The sequence below is a fragment of the Constrictibacter sp. MBR-5 genome, from assembly GCF_040549485.1.
In the GTDB taxonomy this organism is placed as follows: domain Bacteria; phylum Pseudomonadota; class Alphaproteobacteria; order JAJUGE01; family JAJUGE01; genus Constrictibacter.
On record NZ_JBEPTK010000005.1, the window covers coordinates 13360 to 37255 of the forward strand.

At 66.0% G+C, this 23896-nt stretch carries 14 protein-coding genes; 3 read left to right on the forward strand and 11 right to left on the reverse strand.

The features are described from left to right. Positions 1-12 precede the first annotated feature (12 nt). The 6 genes from malQ to ABIE65_RS12375 all read right to left on the reverse strand — a co-directional run bounded on the left by malQ (position 13) and on the right by ABIE65_RS12375 (position 15105). Positions 13-2175: a 4-alpha-glucanotransferase gene (gene malQ, locus ABIE65_RS12350; RefSeq protein ID WP_354078023.1), complete on the reverse strand. Its 2163-nt coding sequence runs from the start codon at positions 2173-2175 to the stop codon at positions 13-15. Then, positions 2172-4016 carry a malto-oligosyltrehalose trehalohydrolase gene (treZ, locus tag ABIE65_RS12355; RefSeq protein ID WP_354078024.1) on the reverse strand — a complete coding sequence of 615 codons (1845 nt, stop codon included), beginning with the start codon at positions 4014-4016 and terminating at the stop codon, positions 2172-2174. The genes malQ and treZ overlap by 4 nt, the downstream gene beginning before the upstream one ends. Before the next feature lie 28 nt (positions 4017-4044). Beyond that, positions 4045-6174 (reverse strand): glycogen debranching protein GlgX, encoded by a 2130-nt coding sequence (gene glgX / locus ABIE65_RS12360; RefSeq protein WP_354078025.1) that lies wholly within the window; start codon positions 6172-6174, stop codon positions 4045-4047. Positions 6175-6260: 86 nt separating this feature from the next. Then, a complete protein-coding gene (gene glgB, locus ABIE65_RS12365) occupies positions 6261-8453 on the reverse strand; it encodes a 1,4-alpha-glucan branching protein GlgB (RefSeq protein ID WP_354078026.1) in 2193 nt (730 codons plus the stop codon). Then, positions 8446-11754: a maltose alpha-D-glucosyltransferase gene (gene treS, locus ABIE65_RS12370; RefSeq protein ID WP_354078027.1), complete on the reverse strand. Its 3309-nt coding sequence runs from the start codon at positions 11752-11754 to the stop codon at positions 8446-8448. The genes glgB and treS overlap by 8 nt, the downstream gene beginning before the upstream one ends. Before the next feature lie 21 nt (positions 11755-11775). Further along, positions 11776-15105, reverse strand: coding sequence for a maltotransferase domain-containing protein (locus ABIE65_RS12375; protein WP_354078029.1), 3330 nt, complete (start codon positions 15103-15105; stop codon positions 11776-11778). A gap of 292 nt (positions 15106-15397) precedes the next feature. Between ABIE65_RS12375 and ABIE65_RS12380 the strand changes: the two genes are divergently transcribed. Continuing rightward, the gene (locus ABIE65_RS12380) at positions 15398-15883 is read left to right on the forward strand and encodes an RT0821/Lpp0805 family surface protein (protein WP_354078030.1); all 486 of its coding nucleotides are present in this window, start codon (positions 15398-15400) and stop codon (positions 15881-15883) included. A 41-nt stretch (positions 15884-15924) separates the two neighbouring features. Beyond that, entirely contained in the window at positions 15925-16494 is a 570-nt protein-coding gene (locus tag ABIE65_RS12385; protein ID WP_354078031.1) for a peptidoglycan-binding domain-containing protein, read from the forward strand. On the opposite strand, the gene ABIE65_RS12390 is transcribed toward ABIE65_RS12385, so the two are convergent. The 4 genes from ABIE65_RS12390 to clpB all read right to left on the reverse strand — a co-directional run bounded on the left by ABIE65_RS12390 (position 16491) and on the right by clpB (position 22116). Further along, a complete protein-coding gene (locus tag ABIE65_RS12390; RefSeq protein WP_354078032.1) occupies positions 16491-17231 on the reverse strand; it encodes a hypothetical protein in 741 nt (246 codons plus the stop codon). The genes ABIE65_RS12385 and ABIE65_RS12390 overlap by 4 nt on opposite strands. A gap of 4 nt (positions 17232-17235) precedes the next feature. After that, complete coding sequence (locus ABIE65_RS12395; RefSeq protein ID WP_354078033.1) at positions 17236-18108, reverse strand: alpha/beta fold hydrolase; 873 nt, start codon at positions 18106-18108, stop codon at positions 17236-17238. A gap of 73 nt (positions 18109-18181) precedes the next feature. Further along, a complete protein-coding gene (locus ABIE65_RS12400) occupies positions 18182-19354 on the reverse strand; it encodes an MFS transporter (protein WP_354078034.1) in 1173 nt (390 codons plus the stop codon). 170 nt (positions 19355-19524) lie between these two features. Then, positions 19525-22116 carry an ATP-dependent chaperone ClpB gene (clpB, locus tag ABIE65_RS12405; protein WP_354078036.1) on the reverse strand — a complete coding sequence of 864 codons (2592 nt, stop codon included), beginning with the start codon at positions 22114-22116 and terminating at the stop codon, positions 19525-19527. A 269-nt stretch (positions 22117-22385) separates the two neighbouring features. Between clpB and ABIE65_RS12410 the strand changes: the two genes are divergently transcribed. Beyond that, a complete protein-coding gene (locus ABIE65_RS12410) occupies positions 22386-22808 on the forward strand; it encodes a DUF4168 domain-containing protein (RefSeq protein ID WP_354078037.1) in 423 nt (140 codons plus the stop codon). 54 nt (positions 22809-22862) lie between these two features. Here the strand turns inward: ABIE65_RS12410 and ABIE65_RS12415 are convergent, their stop codons facing one another. Continuing rightward, positions 22863-23894 carry an MBL fold metallo-hydrolase gene (locus ABIE65_RS12415; protein WP_354078038.1) on the reverse strand — a complete coding sequence of 344 codons (1032 nt, stop codon included), beginning with the start codon at positions 23892-23894 and terminating at the stop codon, positions 22863-22865. Between the last annotated feature and the right edge of the window lie 2 nt (positions 23895-23896).

A 23896-nucleotide genomic window follows, 5' to 3' on the forward strand; every position in this document is an offset into this window, starting at 1 on the left:
TCCCTCCGGCGGTCAGCGACGTCGCTCTTCGTTGAGTGCCGCGATGATCCGCCCGGCATGCGGATGGCTGAACAGCTCGCCGACGGTGCAGGGGAGGCGGCGCTGCCAGTTCGGATGCTCGCTGCTCGTCCCGGGCAGGTTCGCCTGCTCATCGAGATCCAGGAGATCCTCCAGCTGCACCATCAGCAGACGAGACGGGGTGCGCGCGATGAAGCGGTGGACGGCCTCGGCCAGTCCGGGTGTCGGCTGGTCCGCCGCATCGTCCCCCGGGTCGAGTCCGGCATCGCGCAGCGCCGCGATCGTCGATTGCCGCGTCCGCCTGCGATCGGCGTGGCTGCTGTCGACCCATTCCGGCGTGATCCCTTCGACCACGCGGCCGCGCCAGTCGATGTCGCGACCGACCCATTGCCCGCGCACTGTCGGCATATCGTGGGTCGCGACCGCCACCAACGCACGCTCGGGATACTGTGAGGGTTGCTTCAAGCCACCGTCATCGTTCCGCTCGAAGCTCATGATCCGGTAGGACAGCACGCCGAACCGCTGGAGCGTTTCGGGGAAACCGGCGGGCAGCGTACCGAGGTCCTCGCCGATCACGATGCAGCTGTGCCGGCGCGACTCGAGCGCCACGATCCGGATCAGGTCTTCGAACGGATACTGGACGTAGGCGCCGTCGCGTCCGGTCTTGCCGGGCGGGATCCAAAAGAGACGAGTCAGTGCCATAACATGGTCGATGCGCAGCGCGCCCGCATGCCGCATGTTCGCGCGGAGTGCATGGATGAACGGAACGTACGCCGTCTTTCGCAATCCCTGTGGAGAGAGCGGACTAAGACCCCAGTTCTGACCCATTGGGCCGAGATCGTCGGGCGGCGCCCCGACGCTCGCTCCCGCCAGCACGACCTGCGGCCAACTCCAGGCCATGCTGCCGCCGCCGTCCGAGGCGACGGCGAGGTCGCGATAGACCCCGATCGGCATGCCCGCCTCGCGCGCACGTCGATGGGAAACGCAGAGCTGCAGGTCGGCGATCCACTGCAGCCAAGCGAAGAAGTCGACGCGCTCGGCGTGTTCCGCGGCGAAGGCCGCCACTTCCGCGCTCTCGCAGTCGCGATAGGGTTCCGGCCAGGTCCGCCAGGACCATAGATGCATATCGGTCCCGAAGAAGTGCGCATGGAGCGCCTCGAAGATCGCATGGCGCTCGAGGCTGTCCCCCCAGCCCTCACGAAAAGTGGCGAATGCGCGTTTCCTGTCGGGCGATGCTGCTTCGACGAACCGCCTGTGGAGCGCTTCGAGTACAGGCAGCTTCGCTGCGGAGACCGATGCGTAGTCGACGAGGTCCGCGGCGCGCGCCGTCTCGAGTGCCCGGCACACCTGTTCACTCGCCATCAATTCCCTGGCCAGCGGGCAGTCCGCGAACTCGGGTACCGCAGTGACGTCGATGTTCAGATGGTTCAGGAAGATCCGGGAGGAGGGAGAGTAGGGGCTGAAATGGTGTGGATCGGCGGCGAAGCCTGCGTGCACGGGGTTGATGCCGATCGCGGCCGCACCCTTTCCCGCGCCCTCTGCAGCCAGGTCACCGAGATCGCCATAGTCGCCGATGCCCCAGTTGCGGTCGCTGCGGAGGCCGTAGAGTTGGGCGGCTATACCCCACACGCGTGCATCGCCGACAGCATCCTCGATCCCGTAGCAGGTGTCCGGCGTGACGATGAGTGTGGACGTGTCTCGCTCGCCATCCGGGCCGGTGACGTCCAGGGAATGGTAGCCGATCGGGAAGGGGCCGGCGTCGAGTTCCAGAGCCCGCAGAGCCCTCGGGCCGGTCGGGGAAGTGCGACGGTCCGTCACCTGCGGCGCAGTCGTGCCCTCCCATCTCTCTCCGGTCTCGGCAACCATGGTCCAGCGCAGCTCACCGCCGTCGCGCTCAGCGCACCACACGGGCACCGAACAGCGGCCGCTGGTACTGCAGACGATGACCGGCGGCAGCATCCGGGCGCACTCGGCCTCCTCCAGCGCACGGAGACTCGCTTCGGCCGCCTCCTCGTTGTCCGCTACGACTCCCATGGTGCGCAGGAGGGCGCGCTTAGTCCCGGCCGACGCGGCGTGCGCGGCACCCCAGATGTCGTGATAGGAGGCGACGATGCCGTAGCGCTCCGCCAGGCGGTCGAGTGCGTCGGCACCGCTCATCGCCGCACCATCCACGCCACGCTCCATGGGGCGACCGGTCGTCCGCCGGATAAGGCGTCCGCTGTGCCCGGCCTGCTCTCGTATAGGAGCTCACCGGGATCGTCCGCCGGACTGCTCCGGCTCCATTCATCAGGACTCAGGTTCGCCGTGAGCGTCAGCGCGCCGCCCGGCAGCCGCCACGACACCTGCAGTCCGTTCATTCCCTCGACCGAAAAGCTGCCGCCGCCTTGACCGTCGGCGTTTGCGCCTCGCAGCAGGGGAACGATGCGATCCCGCCGCAGCCGCAGGAGTTCCTTGACGTGGGCGAGCCGACCATCGTGCGGATCGGTGGCTCGCTCGTCCCAGTCGAGCTTCGAAGTCGCGAACGTGCTCGGATCGTTCGGGTCGGGAATATGGGCCCGAGCAACCGGATCGGCGAACTGTGGAAAGCGTGCGAATTCCCGGCGACGTCCTTCGCGCACGGCGTCGGCGAGTTCGTCATGGAAATCCGTGAAGAAGAGGAACGGTCGGCGCGAGCCCCACTCCTCGCCCATGAAGATCAGCGGTATCTGCGGCGCCAGCAGGTAGATCGACGTCAGTGCATGCAGTTCTGCGGTGCCGGCCAGCATGTCGATGCGCTCGCCGAAGGCGCGGTTGCCGACCTGATCGTGATTCTGGATGAAGGCGACGAACGACGTCGGCGGAAGGTGGCCGCTCGGCTCGCCGCGGATCTCGCCGTGCCGGTATGCGGACGGATCGCCCTGATAGACGAAACCGGTCGCCAGCGCCTTTCCCAGGCGCTCGACCGCATGATCCGCATAGTCGGCGTAGTATCCGCCGGCTTCGCCGCTCGCGAGGTGCTGGTAGACGTGGTGGATGTCGTCGTCCCACTGCGCATCGTAATATTTCGGCCGGCCCGCAGACCTCTCCAGAAGAGCCGCCTGATTGCGGTCGTTTTCCAGGACCAGATGCACGTGACGCCCCGGCTCCTCGGCCGTCAGCCTGGAGCGGACGGTGGCGGCGAGTTCTTCGAGAAGGTGTTCGGCGCTGGCATCGCGGATCTGATCGACGGCGTCGAAGCGCAGACCGTCGAAGCGATACTCCCGCAACCAGTACAGGGCGTTCTCGATGACGAAATCGCGGACCGGCCGCGCGGCGTAGTTGACGGCGCTCCCCCAGGGGGTGTGGACGTCGGGGTCGAAGAAGCCCGCCGCATAGGCGTTGAGGTAGTTTCCGTCAGGTCCGAAGTGATTGTAGACGACGTCGAGAAAGATCGTCAGGCCGCGGGCGTGGGCTTCGTCTACGAGCCGCTTCAGATCGTCCGGCGTGCCGTAGACGGCGTCGGGCGCGAAGTGAAGCACGCCGTCGTAGCCCCAGTTGCGCGTCCCGGGAAAATCGGAGATCGGCATCAGTTCAACGGCCGTGACGCCGAGGTCCACTAGGTGGTCGAGACGCTGTCGAACGCCTTCGAAGGTTCCTTCCGCGGAGAAGGTGCCCACGTGCAGTTCGTATAGGACCGTCTCTTCCCAGGGCCGCCCCTGCCAGTCGCGGGTGGACCAGACATAGGATCCGGGGTCGACGACCATGCTTGGGCCATGGACATCCTCGGCTTGCCGGCGGGATGCCGGGTCGGGTACGCGCAGGCCGTCCGGGAGAACGAAGGAATAGCGGCTTCCGGTTGGGGCGGCGTCGCTCTTGGCCTCGAACCAGCCGTCGGCGAGTTGTGTCATCGCGATCGGCGCTCTCCCGTCGATCTCGATGCCGATCTTCTCGACGGAGGGTGCCCATAGCCGAAAGCGGGTGCCGCCGTCGGCGCCGACATGCGCGCCGAACCTCATGTCGTGGATGAACCGGTTCTGCATCTGTGGCTCCGTCACGCTCGCTCTTCGGTCAGGACACGTCCATCCAGGCGAATACTTGAAGCGACCGACCGGGTACGTCGTACGCGGCCTCGTCCTGCCCAGCGTCGGCATCGACGTCCGGGCGGTCCGTATCGAACAACCGTCGCCATGCCCCGGCCGTTCCCAGGCGCGGAAGTCTGAACGGCACCGCCTCGTGATGGGAGTTCATCACCAGCAGGAGAATCTCGGGCAGGTCTTCGCCCGCCTCCTGGCGCGTCTTCTCGTCGACCTCGCCGTTGAGGAGGACCCCTATGCAGCGGGCGTGCGAATCGCGCCACTGCTCGTCGGTCATCTCCTTGCCGCTAGGCGCGTACCAGGCGATGTCCTTGATGCCGTTGCCGGGCATCAGGTTGCCGTGGCGGAAGCGCGGGTGGCGCAGAGCCGGATGCATCCGTCGAAACGCGATCAGCCGCTTGGCGAAATCGAGAAGGCTGCTGTCCTTTTCACCGAGCGCCTTCCAGTGAACCCAGCTGATCTCGTTGTCCTGGCAGTAGGCATTGTTGTTGCCGTGCTGCGTGCGGCCGAACTCGTCGCCGGCGAGCAGGAACGGCGTGCCATGCGCGAACATCAGGGTGGCGAGCATGTTGCGCTTCTGCCGCTCGCGGAGTTCGACGATGGCCGGGTCCTTCGTCGGACCCTCGACCCCGTGATTCCAGCTGTAGTTGGCGTTGTGGCCGTCCTGGTTGTTCTCGCCGTTGGCCTGATTGTGCTTGTCGTTGTAGGAGGCCCAGTCGTTCAGCGTGAAGCCGTCGTGCGAGGTGATCTTGTTGACGCTGGTCCACGGACGGCGACCACGATGGTCGAAGATGTCGGCCGAGCCGGCCAGACGCGCCGCCACCTCCGGCAGCATTCCGTCGTCGCCCTTCCAGTAGCGGCGGACCGCATCGCGGAACTTGTCGTTCAGCTCGACCCACCCGGGTGGAAACTGGCCCAGCTGGTAGCCGCCGGGACCGATGTCCCAGGGCTCCGCGATCAGCTTGACTTGGCTGAGCACCGGATCCTGTCGCACGGCGTCTAGGAAGCCGCTGCCTTGGTCGAAGCCGTGCGGTTCCCGCCCGAGGGTCGCGGCGAGGTCGAAACGGAAGCCGTCCACGTGCATCACCTCCACCCAATACCTCAGAGAATCGAGGACCATCTGAAGCACCCTGGGATGGCTCAGGTTGAGGGTGTTGCCACAGCCGGTGTCGTTGATGTGATAGCGGGGATTGTCCGGGAGCAGACGGTAGTACGCACCGTTGTCGATGCCGCGGAAGCTGAGGGTCGGACCCTGCTCGTTTCCCTCGGCCGTGTGGTTGTAGACGACGTCCAGCAGCACCTCGATGCCGGCATCGTGAAACCGCCGGACCATCGTCTTGAATTCGCGGGAATCGCCATTGCTCAGATAGGACGGCTCCGGGGCGAAGAAGCCTATGGTGTTGTAGCCCCAATAGTTCCGCAGGCCGTTCCCCACGAGATGCCGGTCGTCGACGAATGCGTGGACGGGCATGAGCTGTACCGCCGTCACGCCCAGGTCGACCAGGTAGTCGATCACCGGGTCGGTCGCGAAGCCGGTGAACGTTCCGCGCAACCGCTCCGGGATCATCGTGTGCAGCTGCGTGAAGCCGCGCACGTGGACCTCGTAGATCACGGTCTCGGACCAGGGGGTCCGGGGACGCCGGTCGTCGCCCCAACTGAAGGCGGGGTCGACCACGCGGCATTTCGGCATGCCCGACGCGCTGTCGCGACGATCGAGCGACAGGTCGCGGCGTTGGCTGCCGACATGGTAGCCGAAGTGCGCGTCGCTCCAGCGCACCGAGCCGTGCAGTTCGCGGGCATAGGGGTCGATCAGCAGCTTGCGCGGATTGAACCGCAGCCCTTCCGCGGGCCGATACGGCCCGTGGACGCGATAGCCGTAGAGCTGCCCCGGGCCGACTTCCGGCAGATAGCCGTGCCATACCTCGTCGGTATATTCGGGCAGCGCGATGCATTCGGTCTGCCGCCGGCCGCCGGGGTCGAACAGGCAGAGTTCGACCTTCGTCGCACGGCCGGAGAACAGGGCGAAATTAGTGCCGGCGCCGTCCCAGACGGCGCCGAGCTGGTTGGGAGATCCGGGTAGGATTCGACGGCGGTGGCGGGGCATATGGTCTCGTGCATGCGGCTGGAGGGAGCATTGGCCCGCCGCGGCATGCGGCAGCCCTCCCCTCCGGGAGGCTGGTCGAGGACAGGTTATCCCGGCTGACGCTCAAGCCAGAGCGTGGCGAGTGGCGGGAGCGTCAGATTGAGCGAAAACGGCCGTCCATGAGCCGGTACGGACTCCGCCATCACGCCATCGCCGTTGCCGACGCCGCTGCCGGCATATCCGCCGAAATCGGTGTTGATCGCCTCGCGATACCAACCTGGCTGCGACACGCCGATGCGAAAGCCATGCCGGGGAACCGGCGTGAAGTTGGAGACCACGACCACCGTCGCTTCAGGGTCTTCGCCCCGCCGGATGAAGGCGATCACGCTGTTGTCGCTGTCGTTCGCCTCGATCCACTCGAAGCCGTCCGGGCTGCAGTCCAGTTTGTGCATCGCCGGCGTGGCGCAGTAGGTGAGATTGAGGTCGCGCACCAGCGACTGGATACCCTTGTGGCGCGGGTCGTCGAGCAGGTGCCAGTCCAGGCTGGCATTGTGGTTCCACTCGCGCTCCTGCCCGAATTCGCCGCCCATGAACAGCAGCTTCTTCCCTGGATGGCCCCACATGAAGCCGTAATAGGCACGGAGATTGGCCGCCTTCTGCCAATCGTCTCCCGGCATCTTGTTGATCAGGGACCCCTTACCGTGCACGACCTCGTCGTGACTGAGGGGCAGCATGAAGTTCTCGCTGAAGGCGTACAGCAGCCCGAAGGTCATGTCGTGATGATGGTAGCGCCGGTAGACGGGCTCCTTGCTCATGTAGCGGAGCGTGTCGTGCATCCACCCCATGTTCCATTTGAAGCCGAAACCGAGCCCGCCGAGATAGGTCGGGCGGGACACGCCGGGCCAGGCGGTCGATTCCTCGGCAACGGTCATTGCACCGGGGTGGGAGCCGTAGGCGAGTTCATTCATCCGCTTGAGGAAGTCGATCGCCTCCAGATTTTCCCGTCCGCCATACCGGTTCGGTACCCACTGGTCGTGCGACCGGCTGTAGTCGAGGTAGAGCATCGATGCCACGGCATCGACCCGAAGCCCGTCGAGGTGGTAGCGGTCGAGCCAGAAGAGCGCGTTGGCATGCAGATAGTTCCGCACCTCGTTGCGCCCGTAATTGAAGATTAGGGTGTTCCAGTCCTGGTGAAATCCCTGGCGGGGGTCGGAATGCTCGTAGAGATGCGTTCCGTCGAAGCGGGCCAGCCCGTGGGCGTCCGTCGGGAAGTGACCCGGGACCCAGTCCAGCAGCAGCCCGATGTCCTCGGCATGGCATCGGTCGACGAAGGCGGCAAACTCTTCGGGGGTGCCGAACCGGCTGGTGGGTGCGTAAAGACCGACGGGCTGGTAACCCCAGGATCCGTCGAACGGGTACTCGGAGATCGGCAGAACCTCGATGTGCGTGAAGCCCATGTGCTTCACGTAGGGGATCAGCCGGTCAGCGAGTTCCCGATAGGTGAGGTAGCGATTCCCGTCGTCCGGCGAGCGCATCCAGGAACCGAGATGGCACTCGTAGATAGAGATTGGCGCGTCGGTGCCGGTCCGTGCCTGCCGGTGCCTCATCCACTCCGCGTCCGCCCACTCGTGCCTCGGCATCCCGTGAGTGACCGACGCAGTTCCCGGCGACTGCTCCATCAGGAAGGCGAGGGGGTCCGCTTTCAAGGGCAGCATGTGCCCTCCCGCACCGCGGATCTCGAATTTGTATGGTTCGCCGCGCCCCACCCCCGGGACGAACAGTTCCCAGACGCCACATTCGACGCGGCGACGCATCGGGTGCATGCGCCCGTCCCAACCGTTAAACGCCCCGACGACGCTGACGCGTTCGGCGCTCGGCGCCCAGACGGCGAAGCCGGTGCCCTCGGCGCCGTCCAGCGTCATGGGGTGGGCGCCGAGCCGGTCATGCAGATGCTGATGGTTGCCTTCGGCGATCAGATAGACGTCCGTGTCGCCGAGCAGGGCCGGGAAGCGGTAGGGATCTTCGACGTCCTCCGTTACCCCACCCTTCTCGATGCGGAAGGCGTGACTGAAGCGGCCACGCTGGCCGGTCGGACCAGCGAAGAAGCCCTCGTCGCGGACCCGCGGCAGTTCGGCCAGGGCCTTGCCGTTCTTTCTGTCCGTTACCCAGACGCGATCCGCCGACGGCTGAAAGGTCCGGACTACGACACTCTTCCCGCTGCCGTGCATCCCGAGCACGCTGAAGGGGTCGCCATGCGTGGCGGCGATGATCGCGTCGATGTCGGCTTCTGTCTTATCCATTTCCGCTCCTTGCGGCGGCATCGTCCAGGACGGAGGCGAGCCCTCGTACGGGAATGCCGAGCCACCCGGGCCGGTTCGCTGCCTCGTACCGAATTTCGTAGAGGGCCTTCTCCAGAAGGAAGAGGTGCATGAGCCGCTGCGCCGCTTCTTCGTCGGCTGGCCAGCTTGGAACGCCTTCCATCTCCGCCTTGTAGGCATCCAGGAATGCGGCACAGGCCGCATTCCGCCACGCCACCGCTTCCGGCAGGGCACGTGCGGCGGACTCCTTCTCCAGTTCGCCGAGGCGCATCGTCGCCGCCCATGCGGCGTAGTCGAAGGATCGAAGCATCCCCGCGACGTCCTTCGCCGGGGAACCCTTCGCCCGACGTTCTTCCAGCGAGCGTGCCGGCTCCCCCTCGAAGTCGAGGATGTGGAAGTCGTCCTTCACGACCAATACCTGACCCAGATGGTAATCGCCGTGCACCCGGGTCTTCGCACAGTCGGGAAGGTCGTGGACGAGCCGGTCGATGAGCGCCAAGCACTCCTCGCGCCGCGCCGTGACAGCTTCGATCTGGACCCTGTCCGCCTCATCCGCGTTGGCTCCGGCCCTTGCCAGTGCGTCGAAAACGCCGCCGGCTTCGTCCCTGATCGCGTCGCGGAGGCGATGCAGATCGTCTCGCGTCAGCGGCTCCCGCGCGAAAGCGGGATCGTCGGTGTCTATGGCCAGTGCGCGGTGAAGCTGCCCCGTGCGCAGGCCGAGGGTCGCCGCCTGGGTGAGGTAGACACCGTGGAGTTCCTCGATCGGCAGATTCTCCATCGCGTCGCCCGGCAGAGAGCGTTCCTCGAGGAAACGCACGAGATAGTCGACGGTGTAGGTCCAGCCATCGCCCTGGTTGTAGAGGAACCCCTGCATGATCCCGAGCGCGGATGTCTCTCCGTTATCGGGAACGTGCTCGATCGATCCGAGATAGGCGGGGGTGTTCTGGAAGCCTGCGACCTCGGTGAGGAACCGGCTGACCTCGAGTTCCGGGTGGATACCGGGCGACAGTCGCCGGTAGACCTTGATGACGCCCTTCTCGCCGATGATGACGGAGGAGTTGCTCTGCTCGGCACCGATCCGCCGCGTGGAAACGTCGGCGGGCAGATCCATCGCGCGGAGAGCATCCGTTGCCGAGAAGCGAATGACGCCAGACGATGCGGGTATCTCGCGACCCTCGCGCATGGCTTCGACCAGCGAAAGGGCGAAGCGGTCATCGGCGAGCGCATCATAGATGGGCCCGGTCACACGGCCGCGTCGTCCCTTGGCGACTGTATAGGGGAACAGCGGCGATGACGGGGACAGGGCCTGTTCGTCGGGCGACGACGCAAGCGGGACGAAATAGCGCTGCCTGTCGCCCTTCTTGGTCGTGACGTCGGCCTCGACCAGGAGATAATCGCCGTGCTTGGTTTCGAACACTGCCGCATTGGCGCGCTCGACACCCGCGATCCCGACTTCCTTCGCCGCGAACCAGCGCTGCTTCGGCAGATAGTTGGGATAGACGTCGCGGAACAGGGCCGCCGCCTCGCGGCCTTCGGCAATCGACCGCATCCCATCGCGCATGACGAGCGTCACGAACTCGGGCAGCGGTTCGGGCACGGGTTGGTGCCAATGCGGCACTACCTCCTCATCCGCCAGAAGGAACCAGTAGAAGCCGTATCCGTCGAGCGTCAGCAGGTAGGTCAGGTCGCCGACCGGCGGAAAGTGCGAGCGGCCGAGCAACTCGATCGGGACGCGGCCCCTGAAGCGCGAGAGATCAAGTTCGACGGCTTGCGCGGCACGCGACAGGTTGACGACGCACAGGATCGCCTCGCCCTCATATTCCCGGAGGTAGGCGAGAATCTTGCGGTTGCCGGGATAGAGGAAGTTGAGCGCGCCGCGGCCGAAGGCCTGGTGCATGCGCCGCGCGGCGATCATGCGGCGCATCCAGTTCAGCAGCGATGAAGGGCTGCGCTGCTGGGCCTCGACGTTGACAGATCCGAAGCCGTAGATCGGGTCCATGATCGCGGGGAGGTAGAGGCTCGCCGGGTCCGCGCGCGAAAAGCCGCCGTTCCGGTCCGGGGACCACTGCATAGGCGTGCGGACGCCGTCCCGATCGCCAAGGAAGATGTTGTCGCCCATGCCGATCTCGTCGCCGTAATAGATGATCGGCGTGCCCGGCATGGACAGCAGCAGGCTGTTCATCAGCTCGATCTTGGCGCGGTCGTTTTCCAGCAGCGGTGCCAGCCGGCGACGGATTCCCAGGTTGATGCGGGCTCGCCGGTCCACAGCATAGAAGTTCCAGAGATAGTCGCGCTCTTCGTCCGTGACCATTTCGAGCGTCAGCTCGTCATGGTTGCGGAGAAAGATCGCCCACTGGCAGTTCTCGGGAATCTCGGGCGTCTGGCGCATGATGTCGGTGACCGGATGCCGGTCTTCCTGCGCGATCGCCATGTACATGCGCGGCATCAGCGGGAAATGGAACGCCATGTGGCATTCGTCTCCCTGGCCGAAGTACTCCTGCGTGTCCTCGGGCCACTGGTTCGCTTCGGCGAGCAACATCCGATCCGGATGCTTGGCGTCAAGCTCGGCTCGGAAGGTCTTCAGGATCGCGTGCGTCTCGCGCAGATTCTCATTGTTCGTTCCCTCGCGCTCGACGAGGTAGGGCACGGCGTCGAGGCGCATGCCGTCGACGCCCATGTCGAACCAGAAGTGCATCACGTTGATGATCGCGCGAAGCACGGCCGGATTGTCGAAGTTCAGGTCGGGCTGGTGCGAATAGAAGCGGTGCCAATAGTAGGCCTTGGCCACCGGATCCCACGTCCAGTTGGACGACTCCGTGTCCAGGAAAATAATGCGCGTCTCGGGGTACTTCTGATCCGTGTCGCTCCAGACGTAGAAGTTGCGGTGATTGGATCCGGGCGCCGCATTACGCGCTCGCTGGAACCACGGATGCTGGTCCGACGTGTGGTTCACCACCAGTTCGGTGATGACTCGCAGGCCGCGTACGTGGGCTTCGCGGATCAGGCGCCGCAGGTCCCGCATCGTGCCGTAGCGCGGGTTGACGTCGCGATAGTCGGCGATGTCGTAACCGTCGTCGCGTAGCGGGGACGGGTAGAAGGGCAGCAGCCAGATCGCCGTCACGCCCAGGTCGCGCACATAGTCCAGCTTCTGGATCAGCCCCGAGATATCGCCGATGCCGTCGTTCGTCCCGTCGAAGAACGCCTTGACGTGCAGCTGGTAGATAATGGCGTCCTTGAACCATAGTGGGTCGCTGCGATCGAGCATCGCCGGTGTCGCTTTCATCTTCGGAAGTTCCATGTTCGCTTAGAGCCCCGGCGGCCTGATACGCCAGACGGCGCACGGATTGACGGCGGGATCGAGCCAGACCTGCTGTACCTTGCCATCCCAGGTGAAACGGTGGCCGGTGAGAAGATCCTCGACTTCCACCCGGCCGTTGTCGGGCAGGTTGAACTCCCAGAGAGGCACCTCGAAGCTGGCGCCCTGGGGATGCTCCTGGTCGAGGTTGACGGCAAAGAGTAGGAAGTTGTCCATCGCCGGCGTGGACTTGCCGTAGACGAGAATGTTGTCGTTCCAGGCGTTGTAGAACCGGACGTTCACGTGGTCGTGCAGCGCCGGGTTCTCGCGCCGGATATGGTTCAGGCGCGTGATGAAGCCCCGAATGTTGCCCGGCCGATCATAGTCCCACGCCCTGATCTCGTATTTCTCGGAGTCGAGATACTCCTCCTTGCCCGGGACAGGACGCCCCTCGCAAAGTTCGAAGCCGTTATAGAGCCCGTAGACGCCCGAGAGCGTCGCCGCGAGCAGCCCGCGCACCTTGAAGGCCGCCGGCCGGCCGGTCTGCAAGTAGGGTGGGTTGATGTCCGGGGTATTGGCGAAGAAGTTCGGCCGGTAATACTCGCGCGCCTCGGTCTGCGTGAGCTCGGTGAGATACTCGATGATCTCCGACTTCGTGTTGCGCCACGTGAAGTAGGTGTAGGACTGGGTGTAGCCGAGCTTCGCCAGTCGCTTCATCATCTTCGGCCGAGTGAACGCTTCGGCCAAGAATATCGTGTCCGGGAACCGTGCCTGCACGTCGGCGATCATCCACTCCCAGAACGGCAGCGGCTTCGTGTGCGGGTTGTCCACGCGGAATATCCGCACGCCCTGCTCGGCCCAGAACAGCACCACGTCGCGTAGCGCGTACCAGATCGACGGCAGTGCGCCGCGGTAGAAGTGGACATTGACGATGTCCTCGTACTTCTTCGGCGGATTCTCGGCGAACTTGATGGACCCATCCGGCCGCCAGTCGAACCATTCCGGGTGTTCCTTGAGCCAGGGATGGTCGGGCGCGCACTGGATCGCGAAGTCCATCGCGATCTCCAGCCCGTGTGCATGCGCGGCGGCAATCAGCCGGTGGAAGTCCTCCATCGTCCCCAGTTCGGGATGGAGGGCGTCGTGCCCGCCCTCCTCGGAGCCGATGGCGTAAGGGCTGCCGGGATCGCTCGGTCCCGCCTTCAGGCTGTTGTTGCGGCCCTTACGGTTCTTGCGGCCGATCGGATGGATGGGTGTGAAGTAGAGGACGTCGAAGCCCATGTCTCGGACATAGGGAAGTTTGCGGATGACGTCGTCGAACGTGCCGTGCCGGTTGGCGTCGTCGCTCTGTGAGCGCGGAAACATTTCGTACCACGCCGAGAAGCGGGCTGCCGTGCGGTCGACGATGACGCCGTGCGTCACCGGATGGCGCGACAGGTTCGTCCGGGGGCCGGCGGCGGTCATGGCTGCGGCGAGTTCATCGGACATCAGTGCCGAAAGGAGGCGACCCTCATCGGTGCCGGCGCGCTTCAGGAGGTCGAGCGGCAGATCGAAGGCACCGTTGCCGCCGGAAGCCTTGACGGCACTATCGACCAGTCCTTGGCCCTCGGTGAGCTCCAGCGAGATGTTCTGGCCGGCGCCGTGCTTCTTGCTGACCTCGTCCCGCCAAGAGGCGAAGAGATCGCGCCATGCCTGCACCACATACTCGTAGCGGCCGTTGCAGGTGAGCGGAATCGCGCCGCGCCACCGATCGTTGTCGACATGCGTCATCGGCGCCTCGGACCAATCATCCGAACCGGCGACGCGATAGCGGACGCTGGCGGCGATCTTGTCGTGACCGTCGCCGAAGATGTCCGCCTCGACCACCAGCGTATCGCCCACGACCCGCTTTACAGGGAAGCGGCCACCGTCGAGTTCCGGCGTTACCTTCTCGATGGCGATGCGATCGGCGGCGAGCGCGAGAAGTGCTTTCGCCGCTTCGGCATCGTCCACCTTTCCGCCGGAGGCGGCCGTACTGGCCTGTGCATGGAAGAGGCGTGCCTGGAGCGGCCGCAGCGTCACCGTGGATCCTGGCGGAACGATGTCGCCGATAAAGTCCGGCTCAGCTTCGACGAACGCGCCGAAACGGCCGCCTGTCGCGGTGATAAGCGGCCCGATCTCGATGCCGTGCTCGCGTCCCGGATCGGCGTTCAGCAGGAGCAGGGTCGCGTTCGTGGCGATGCGCGCGTCCGGAGCATCGAACCGCGCCAGAGCGAGCACCGGGGCGTGCGGAGCGCTCACTCTCAGCTGCAAACCCTCGGTGGTCAGCGCCGGGATATCGCGCTTCATCGCGTTGGTCGCCGCTATGAAGCCGGTAAGGTCGAGCCGAGGCTTCGCTGTTTCCCATTCCCAGTCGGCCGGCCGGGACTCCACCACGTGAAGGCGCTTGACGAACCCGTATTCGAACCCCATCGGCATCATGACGGCGCTGGAGAAACAGGCGGCGAAGCGATAGCGCAGCCGGTATGCGGCCTCGAGTTCCTCGACCCCCATACCCTGGAGTTCATGCGCCAGGCGATCGGTGTCGTGACTTTCCGGAAAAGCGATGGTCGGCGCGATGTAGCGATACTGATCGTACTGGTCCAGCAGCCAAGGCGAAGAGAAATCCCACCACTTGGCGCTGTTGAACAGCATGTCGAAGCCGGCATCCGCGAGTGCCAGCGCCTGATCTGTCGTGCAGCCCAACGTCTCGGCTGCGAACAGCGTCCCGGGCACCGCGCCGCGCACCCGCTCGATCAGCGCACGCCAGAAGTCGGCGGGAACCTGATAGGCGGCGTCGCACCTGAAGCCGCCGATGCCGGCTTCGGCGTAGCGGATCGCATACGCGGCCCAATGGTCCAGCTGGGCGCTCCTCGTGTCGGCATTGCCGTAGTCGATCTCCGCCAGATCGCCCCACACGGTCGATTTACGCGGATCGACCGGATCGACCGCCCGCGGCGAGCGGAGACTGCCGTCGTCTTCGCGCAGATACCATTCAGGGTGAGCCTTGACGAGCAGGGCGTCCTTGGAGGTGTGATTGACCACGAGGTCCATCATCACCTTCAGGCCGCTCGCGCCGGCCGAGGTGGCAAAATCCGACACAAGATCCACAGTGGAGCGAGCGGAACCGCCCCGCACGATCGGGTGGAGTTCGTCGAAATCCTTGATGGCGTAGAGGCTGCCCGAGAAGCCCGGATAGTGGAACGGGTTCACGTACACCCAGTCGAAGTTCATCTCCCTGATTCGCGGGAGATGGTCCGCCCAGCGCTCGATCGGCCCAGCCAGAAGCGGGAACAGATTGTAGATACATGTCGCTTCCGGCAAGCGCTGCCTCCCGATGGATGATGGAGTTCGGTTCATCAAACGCGGCAACGCACCGGCTTGTTCCGGAATGCGTACGACTCGCGCCGGCGGCCGCCGCGAGAACATGGTCCCGATCGATGACGGCGACTCATGCGGCACTGTGACGAATTGCCATGATTCGGGCAGATTCTTCCGTTCAGCATGCATTCAGGCTGACTATATCAGCTTGGCCTCGGTTGCTCGGCTTCTGCCCGGCTGTCGGCCCGTGGCCGGCCAGCAGGCAACCGGCGTTCTGCAGTTCTTGGAGGCAAAGTTGCGCAGCATTGCGATTCTCTCGGTAGTGGCGGCTCTGGCGGTCGCGGGATGCGATACCAGCCGCGGTGGCGTCGGCGGCATGGGGCAGAAGCAGACGGGCGGCGCCGTACTGGGCGCGCTGGGCGGCGGTCTGCTCGGATCGACGGTCGGCAAGGGCTCGGGGCGTCTTTGGGCCGTCGGCGCCGGTACCCTGATCGGCGCGCTGGTCGGCAGCGAGGTCGGCCGGTCGCTGGACAAGGCGGACGAAGCCTATGCGACGCAGGCGTACAACCAGGCGACGACCGCACCGATCGGCGAGACGATCAACTGGCGCAATCCGGAGAGCGGCAACTATGGCACCGTTACGCCCTCGCGTGAGGGTCGGACTAACGACGGCCGCTATTGCCGCGAATACCAGTCGAGCATCTATGTCGGCGGCAAATACGAGCAGGGCGTCGGCACGGCTTGCCGCAATCCCGACGGTACCTGGCAGATCGTGTCGTGACACGGACAGCGACTGCCAGGGGGCTGGCGACGGGAGCAGCGGTGCTGCTCCTCGCCGGACCGGTGGTGGCGGCGCCTTTCGCCGTTCGTCATCAGGCGCCGATCGCGCCGTACGGAGTGGTTCTGGTTCAGGACGCGCGCGAACTGCCGCCACGCCAGGAGGCGGCCTTGGTGCGCGCGATCCAGGAACAGCTCCAGCAGCAGGGCTTCGACCCCGGGCCGGCGGACGGCGTCTATGGCGGCAAGACCCGCCAGGCGATCCGCTCCTATCAGCGGAAGGCCAGGCTTCGCGTCGACGGCGTTCCAACGAAGGAACTGCTGGACCATCTCAACTTCGCGACGCGCACCGAAGCACCGGCTCCGCCGCCGCCGCGGGCCGACCGTGCGCCATCACCGCCGGAGGGAGGGCGGGGTCTTGTGCTAGACGTGCAGCGGGAGCTTTCGGTGCGCGGCTACTACAGGTCGGCCCTCGACGGGCTGAGCGGCCCCGGCACCAAGGCGGCGGTCCGCGCCTTCCAGCGTGACGCGGGCTTTCCCGTCACCGGCGTGATTGACGAGCGTCTGTTGGCGGAACTCCGGGTGGTGGATTCAAAGATCCGCGCCGACCGTTAGGTGGCGGACGGCGAGGCCTGCAGGGCTTCGGGCGGCACCAGGATCCATGTCGCCCATGCCTGGGCGATCAGAGCACCGTTTGCGCCGAAGACAGCGGATCCGGCGAAGAGCTTCCGACCGTCCCGTCCGCTCGGCCATGCCGTAACGGCACACGGCTCGCCGGCTTCCGGTCGCCTCAGGATGGTCGCGGTCAGCTTGCCAAGCAGGACGGCGGCCGCATCGTCGTCGGCGACGACCGCGTAGCCGCCGGGGCAGTCGAGGGCGGCCCACACGAATTCCGGGGCCACGAGCCCATCGGAGACTGCAAGGTCGGATGCAGGGGTCCAGGGGGCGGCCAGCACCGGCGCTCCGCCAATGCCAAGCCGACCGGGCCTGATGTGCATCCCGTCCGCGGGGCCACGGCCAGGACCGCAGACGAAGCACTGCGGAAGCGGGTGGCGGGCATTCGGGATCGATGGCACGCCAGCCGCCGTCACGGCCTGGTGGCGGCTCGCCCGCTGCGCTTCTTCGACGGCAGGAGAGGCGGGCCGGGCCTCGGCCAGGACCGAATCGCCGTCCATCAGAAGGACGCGGTCTTGGGCATCCACGACGCTCAGCGGGCGGTCCAGCGGCGTCGGGCGCCTGAGCGTCACTTCCGCCGGGCCATCGAGATAAGCGGCCAGCCTGCCGCAGACATAGCCGCCGTTGCCCATGCCGGGCGGGCCGCAGAAGCGCGCCGGAATGACGAGCGAGTTCATCGCGTCAGGCGCATATCGGGTGAGCCGCGGTGAAGCCGAGGATGTGGCGGTTCGCCGTGTCCGGCGCTTCGAACTGAACCCAGTGTCCTGCACCGGTGACGATGTGGAACGGACAACCGGGCCGGATGCGCTGGAAGAGGTCGCGCCGATCCGGGACGTGCCGCCCGGCGGTCTGATCGGCGCTGCCCCATATCCCCTGAATGGGGCAGGGAAGCTCCGACAGTCGACGTGCCAGCGAGTCGCCGCGCGGAATCTCGCCGCTGCGCAGCCGGGCTCGGCGCGTGTTCGTGTTCTGGATGTGCAGCGCCAGCGCATCGATGTTCGCGGGGTCCGCGATCATGGTGATGCCGAGATTGTGCCGGTGTACCTCCAGCAGTTCCGCCTCGGTCATCCTGCTCGACGCCTTGGCCATGTTGGTCCGCTCGCCCATGTGCAGGCCGAGGGCGTTCGAGCCGAGTGCCGTATAGGTCTGCACACGCTGCGCCTGCCGGACACAGACATGGCCGCCGACGATGCCGCCGAACGAGAATCCGGCGAAGTGAAAGCGCGCGGTCGGCGGCAGGACCATGTCGAGCCCGGCGGATACCTCGTCGGCGAGGCTATCGATGGTGAATGGGAGGGACGGCTGATCCGAATCCCCCATGCCGGGAATGTCGCCTGCGATCACTAGATGCCGTTCGGCGAGTGCCTGGACGTTGCGCACCCAATGGGTCCAGGAGCCGAAGCTGCCATGCAGCAGCACGAGAGGCTCGCCTTCGCCCCAGAGCCGCCAGACCATCCGGCCGCCACCCGTCGGCGTCTCGATCTTCAGCGCCTGCGCTTCGATGCGCGCCAGCACGTCCGCCGGCGTATCGTCGGCTCCGATCGTCGCACTCATCAAACCCACGCTCTCGCCTCCCTTATCCTGGCCGACACGAATAGCCGGACGCCACGGCCTGCAAAAGGGGCAGTCAGGACCGCCTGAACAGCGGCAGCGCCGCGAACAGCGGTGGCAGCGCCGCGATCCAGAAGCAGACGCCGTAGTTTCCGCTGACGCTCAGCGCCGCAGTCATCGTCAGCGGGTAGACGATGCCCGCGGCACTGCCGAAGGCGATGATCCCCCCGGTGTTCGCGCCGACCATTCCGGGTCCCGAAGCGCGGGCCACCTCCGACAGCGTCACGCCCTGCCAGCTGACGGCTGTGGCGGACAAAGCGAGCGCCACCGCCACGACGCCCCAGAGCGGCCAGTCTGGCGTGACGAAGCCGAGCAGGGCGGACACAGCCGCCATCCCGACGCCCAGGATACCGAGAAGCCGGCGCGGCCCGCCGATCACCCCTCCGAGCCATCCCCAGAAGATGCGCGAGAAGATCGCCACGACCTGCGAGGCGGCGAAGATCTGACCCGCGACAACTAGGTCGTAGTCGAGCTGAACCACCAGAAACGTCACGAAGAAGGTGAAGAACGTGCTCTGCAGACCGACATAGGCGGCCTGTGCACCCGCCAGCGCCCGCATCGCCGGGTCGCGCACGATGCCGCGCATGGTGGTCAGCATGCTGGGACGGGACGTCCCCGCCGAAGCGCCGTCGCGGTTCAGGCGCGCGACCAGCGGAAGCATGCAGGCAGCGAGCAGGATTATGCTGCCGGCGGTCGCGATCAGCCCCGCACGCCAGCCGAACAGGGCCACGCAGAACGGTCCGACCAGCCCGGCCAGCATCGTCCCGGCAGGAACGCCAGCCTGCTTGATCGAGAAGACGAGCGGCGCCCGTTTCGCCGGCGCGTACCGAATCAGAATCTCCGAACTGGCGGGGGTCGAAATCACGGTGCCGACGCCGACGATCACCGCCGCCAGGCCTATCAGCGGCAACCATCCGGTGAGGGCGAGGCAGAGGCCGGCCGCCGTCAGCAGCAGGGCCATCTGGCTCATGCGCATGGCGCCGAGCCGCTGAATCCAGGAGCCGCAGCCGGCGGCCGCGAAGGTCCCGGCGATCCCCGAGATTGCGACGAAAACGCCGACCAGCTCCGGCGCCACCCCCAGATCGGCGGTGATCGCGGGCCCGATGACCGAGACGATCACCTTTCCCCAGGTCGTGAATGTCTGCTGGATGAGCATCGCCCCGAGGACGAGCCATAGAATGCCGTTCAATGCAGTTTGAGCTCCGCCGGTGCCGGTTCCGGCTGTCCACGGCAGCCGGTCCCTGGATAGAGCACCGGAGCCCCGGCCAAGCAAGGAACAGGCCGCGTGCCGGTCTCCCGGCGCGCGGCCTGCTTCAGCCAGTGCCGCGCTGCCTGCGAAGGCCAGCGCGGTACTCCCCGTTAAGCGGCTTCGGCGGTGGCACCGGCCAGAGCGAGGCCACCTTCGCCGACGGTGACCCGGACGGTTTCGCCGTCCTTCACCTCACCGCGCAGGATGAGGGTGGCCATCTGGTTCTGCAACTCGCGCTGGATCACCCGCTTCAGCGGGCGGGCGCCGTAGACCGGGTCGTAGCCGGCCTCCGCCAGCCAAGCCAGCGCCGCGTCGTCCAGTTCCAGCGCGATCTTGCGGTCCGCCAGCAGCTTCCGCAGCCGGCGCAGCTGGATTTCGACGATGCCCTTCATGTTGTCGCGGCCCAGACGGTGGAAGACGAGCATCTCGTCCAGCCGGTTCAGGAATTCCGGCCGGAAGTGACTCCGTACCACCTCCATCACCTGATCGCGGAGCTTGGCATCCGGCGTGCCCTCCGGCGCGTGCGCCAGATACTCGCTGCCCAGGTTCGACGTCAGCACGATCAGTGTGTTCCGGAAGTCGATCGTACGGCCTTGGCCATCCGTCAGCCGGCCCTCGTCGAGAACCTGCAGAAGGACGTTGAACACGTCCGGATGCGCCTTCTCGACCTCGTCGAACAGCACGACCTGGTATGGCCTGCGGCGGACCGCTTCGGTCAGCGCGCCGCCCTCGTCATAGCCGACATAGCCGGGAGGCGCGCCGATCAGCCGGGCGACGGAGTGCTTCTCCATGAACTCCGACATGTCGACCCGTGTCATCGCGGTCTCGTCGTCGAACAGGAACTCGGCGAGCGCCTTGGTGAGCTCGGTTTTGCCGACGCCGGTCGGGCCGAGGAACAGGAACGAGCCGAGCGGCCGGTTCGGGTCCTGCAGTCCCGCGCGCGCCCGGCGGACCGCCTCCGACACCGCCTTCACCGCCTCAGTCTGGCCGACGACGCGGCTGCCGATCTGCTCCTCCATGCGGAGCAGCTTGTCGCGCTCGCCCTCCAGCATCCGGTCGACGGGTACGCCGGTCCAGCGCGAGACGACCGATGCGATCTCCTCGTCGGTGACGTCCTCTTTCAGCAGATGGCTCTGGGCGGCATCTGCCGCCGAGGCGAGTTTCCGCTCCAGCTCAGGGATGATGCCGTAGGTCAGCTCGCCGGCCCGCGCCCAGTTCCCCGAGCGCTGCGCCTGCTCGACCTCGAGGCGCGCCTGTTCGAGCTGTTCCTTGACGTCGTTCGCCGAGGAGAGCTTGTCCTTCTCCGCCTGCCAGCGTGCGGTCAGTTCGGCCGACTTCTGCTCGAGATCGGCCAACTCGCCCTCTAGGGTGGCGAGTCGATCTCGCGATGCCTGGTCGGGCTCCTTCTTCAACGCCTCGCGTTCGATCTTCAGCTGGATGACGCGCCGGTCGAGTTCGTCGATCTCCTCCGGCTTCGAGTCGACCTGCATGCGCAACCGGCTCGCCGCCTCGTCGACGAGGTCGATGGCCTTGTCGGGCAGGAAACGGTCGGTGATGTAGCGGTTGGAGAGAGTGGCTGCGGCAACGATCGCGCTGTCGGCGATCCGCACCTTGTGGTGCAACTCGTACTTCTCCTTCAGGCCGCGCAGGATGGAGATGGTCTCCTCCACCGACGGCTCGTCGACGAACACCGGCTGGAAGCGCCGCGCCAGTGCCGCATCCTTCTCGATATACTTGCGATACTCGTCGAGCGTCGTGGCGCCGATGCAGTGCAATTCACCGCGCGCCAGCTTGGGCTTCAGCATGTTGGAGGCGTCCATCGCGCCTTCCGCCTTGCCGGCACCGACCAGCGTATGCAACTCATCGATGAAAACGATGATCTCGCCGGCAGCGCTCTCGATCTCCTCCAGGACGGCCTTCAGCCGCTCCTCAAACTCGCCGCGATACTTGGCGCCGGCCACGAGAGAGCCGAGGTCTAGAGCCAGCAGGCGCTTGTTCTTGAGCGTTTCCGGCACGTCGCCGTTGACGATGCGCAGGGCGAGACCCTCGGCGATGGCGGTCTTGCCGACACCGGGCTCGCCGATCAGCACCGGGTTGTTCTTGGTCCGGCGGGAGAGGACCTGCATGCAGCGGCGGATCTCCTCGTCGCGGCCGATGACCGGGTCAAGCTTACCATCGCGCGCAGCCTCGGTGAGGTCGCGCGCGTACTTCTTCAGCGCGTCGTAGCTCTGCTCGGCCGAGGCACTGTCGGCGGTGCGGCCCTTGCGGAGTTCGTCGATGGCAACGTTCAGCTTCTGCGGCGTCACGCCTGCCTGGGAGAGTGCCTTCGCCGCCGTCGTACCCGACGACAGGCTGATGGCCTGGAGCAGCCGCTCAACCGTGACGAAGCTGTCACCCGCCTTCTTCGCGACCTCCTGTGCCTGCTCGAACAGGCGCGCGGTCTCCGGCGCCATGTAGAGCTGTCCGGCGCCGCTGCCTTCGACGCGCGGCAGTTTCGCCAGCTCGGCTTCCACCGTCTGCTTCGCCAGAGCCGGGTCGCCCCCGGCAGTTCGAATCAGGTTGGCGGACAGCCCCTGATCGTCGTCGAGCAGAGCCTTGAGCACATGGTCGGGGGTGAAGCGCTGATGCCCGCGGCCGAGAGCAAGCTGCTGTGCAGCCTGCAGGAAGCCCCGTGCGCGCTCCGTGTACTTTTCCAAGTCCATCGCGTCACTCCTTCGGCGTTCATCGGTGCCGGCCACCCCTGATGGGCATGGCCTGCAAGAACCCGTTCGTCATGGAGAGATGTGGTGTGGCCGTTGCGCCACACAAGAGATCACCTGGAGCCCGCCGACCGCCACTTCGTCGCGGGCCTCCGCGCCGCCTCTCTCCCGCCCTTTATGTGGCGATTCAAAGGTTTCCCGCGGAACCGCGGAACCAATGGCGGCGCCGAGCGTCCGATGGACGTGCTTCAGCACACAGCAAGGAGATGGTTATGCGTGTTTCGTCTCGTGCGCCCCTCGGCCTAGCCGCAGCGGCAGCATTCATGCTCGGCCTTGCCGGGCCGGCTGCGGCTCAGGCGCAGGGCGCCCCTCAGAACATGGCCCCCGGTGGAGCGACGACCGCCCAGCCCGATGCCGGCGCCGCATCAGTGACGGTGACCGACCAGCAGCTTCGCACCTTCATCGACGCCGCGACCGAGGTGCAGACGATCAGCGAGAAGTGGCAGGCGAAGGCTGCTTCGTCGGAATCTTCGGAGGAGGTCGAGGAAGTCCGGCAGAAGGCCACCGACGAGATGGTGGGCGCAGTCCGGGACAAGGGAATGACGGTCGAGCAGTTCAACACGATCTCAAAGGCGGCGGAGAGGGATCCGCAGCTCAAGTCGCGGATCGTGGCCATGCTTCAGCAGCAGCGCTGACCACATCCAGCGAGTCGCACGGCGGGCGTCGAGCTGATCGGCGCCCGTCTTGTGTCAGTCGGCGCGGATGAAGCGGTGGACGCCGTCGTCTCCGGTGACGCGTTCCAGGCGTCCCTGGTGGAAGAGATAGTGCAGGTGGGCGAGAGCCTCACCGATTGCGAACGACTGTTGATGCAGGTCGAGTTTACGGCGGAACAGCACAGGCAGCATGTCGATGGCGTGTTTCGGCGTGGCGCAGGCCTCCCATGTAGCCTCCAGGCGTTCCTCGTGGTGCTCCCGCAACTGCACCAACCGCTGATGCAGGCCGAAGAAAGGGCGGTCGTGGGCGCACAGCGTCAACGTGTCGGGCGCGAGATGGCCGAACTTGTGCGTCGATTCCATGAAGAGGCGCAGCGGGTCTGCCAGCGGCTCCTGGTAATGCACGGAGATGTTCGTCGTAATTCGCGGCAGCACCTGATCGCCGCCGAGTAGCAGGCCATCGTCGGAACACGCGAGACAGATGTGTTCCGGCGCATGTCCGCGTCCGACGATGGCGTGCCAGACCCGTCCGCCGATTTCGATCGCATCGCCCTCCGCGATCCGACGGTAGACGATCGGCGGCCGGGCGACGTTCTGCGCATAGAAGTTGCCGCGACCCCGCATCGCGTCGATCGTTTCCGTCGCCATGCCGTGCGTGCGCCAGAAGGCCAGCATCGCCTCCATGTTGCGCTCGTGGGACTCGTACGCAAACTGCGACCAGAGCCATTCCGTTTCGCTCATCCAGAGGTCGCCGCCGAACCGGTCGATCAGCCAACGGCAGAGGCCCATATGGTCCGGGTGGAAGTGCGTGACGATCACGCGCCGCACCGGCCGGCCGCCGAACAATGTGCCTGCCACGCGCTCCCAGATGTCGCGCACGGAATCCTTGTTCAGGCCACAGTCGATCAGGGTCCAGCCGTCGCCGTCTTCCATAACGAAGACGTTCACATGGTCGAGCACGAAGGGCAGGGGCAGCCGCAGCCACCAGATCCCCGGTGCCACTTCGGTCGGCGTTGCCGGATCGGGTGGCGCCTCCCAGGGATAACGGACGACGACCTGCGAACTCACGC

What these genes read in the sequence shown, in the direction of transcription:
- ABIE65_RS12395 (WP_354078033.1), bottom strand. Translation starts at nt 18,108, where the DNA reads ATGAGTGCGACGATCGGAGCCGACGATACGCCGGCGGACGTGCTGGCG.
- clpB (WP_354078036.1), bottom strand. Translation starts at nt 22,116, where the DNA reads ATGGACTTGGAAAAGTACACGGAGCGCGCACGGGGCTTCCTGCAGGCT.
- ABIE65_RS12410 (WP_354078037.1), top strand. Translation starts at nt 22,386, where the DNA reads ATGCGTGTTTCGTCTCGTGCGCCCCTCGGCCTAGCCGCAGCGGCAGCA.
- glgB (WP_354078026.1), bottom strand. Translation starts at nt 8,453, where the DNA reads ATGGATAAGACAGAAGCCGACATCGACGCGATCATCGCCGCCACGCAT.
- treZ (WP_354078024.1), bottom strand. Translation starts at nt 4,016, where the DNA reads ATGCAGAACCGGTTCATCCACGACATGAGGTTCGGCGCGCATGTCGGC.
- treS (WP_354078027.1), bottom strand. Translation starts at nt 11,754, where the DNA reads ATGAAAGCGACACCGGCGATGCTCGATCGCAGCGACCCACTATGGTTC.
- malQ (WP_354078023.1), bottom strand. Translation starts at nt 2,175, where the DNA reads ATGAGCGGTGCCGACGCACTCGACCGCCTGGCGGAGCGCTACGGCATC.
- ABIE65_RS12390 (WP_354078032.1), bottom strand. Translation starts at nt 17,231, where the DNA reads ATGAACTCGCTCGTCATTCCGGCGCGCTTCTGCGGCCCGCCCGGCATG.
- glgX (WP_354078025.1), bottom strand. Translation starts at nt 6,174, where the DNA reads ATGCCCCGCCACCGCCGTCGAATCCTACCCGGATCTCCCAACCAGCTC.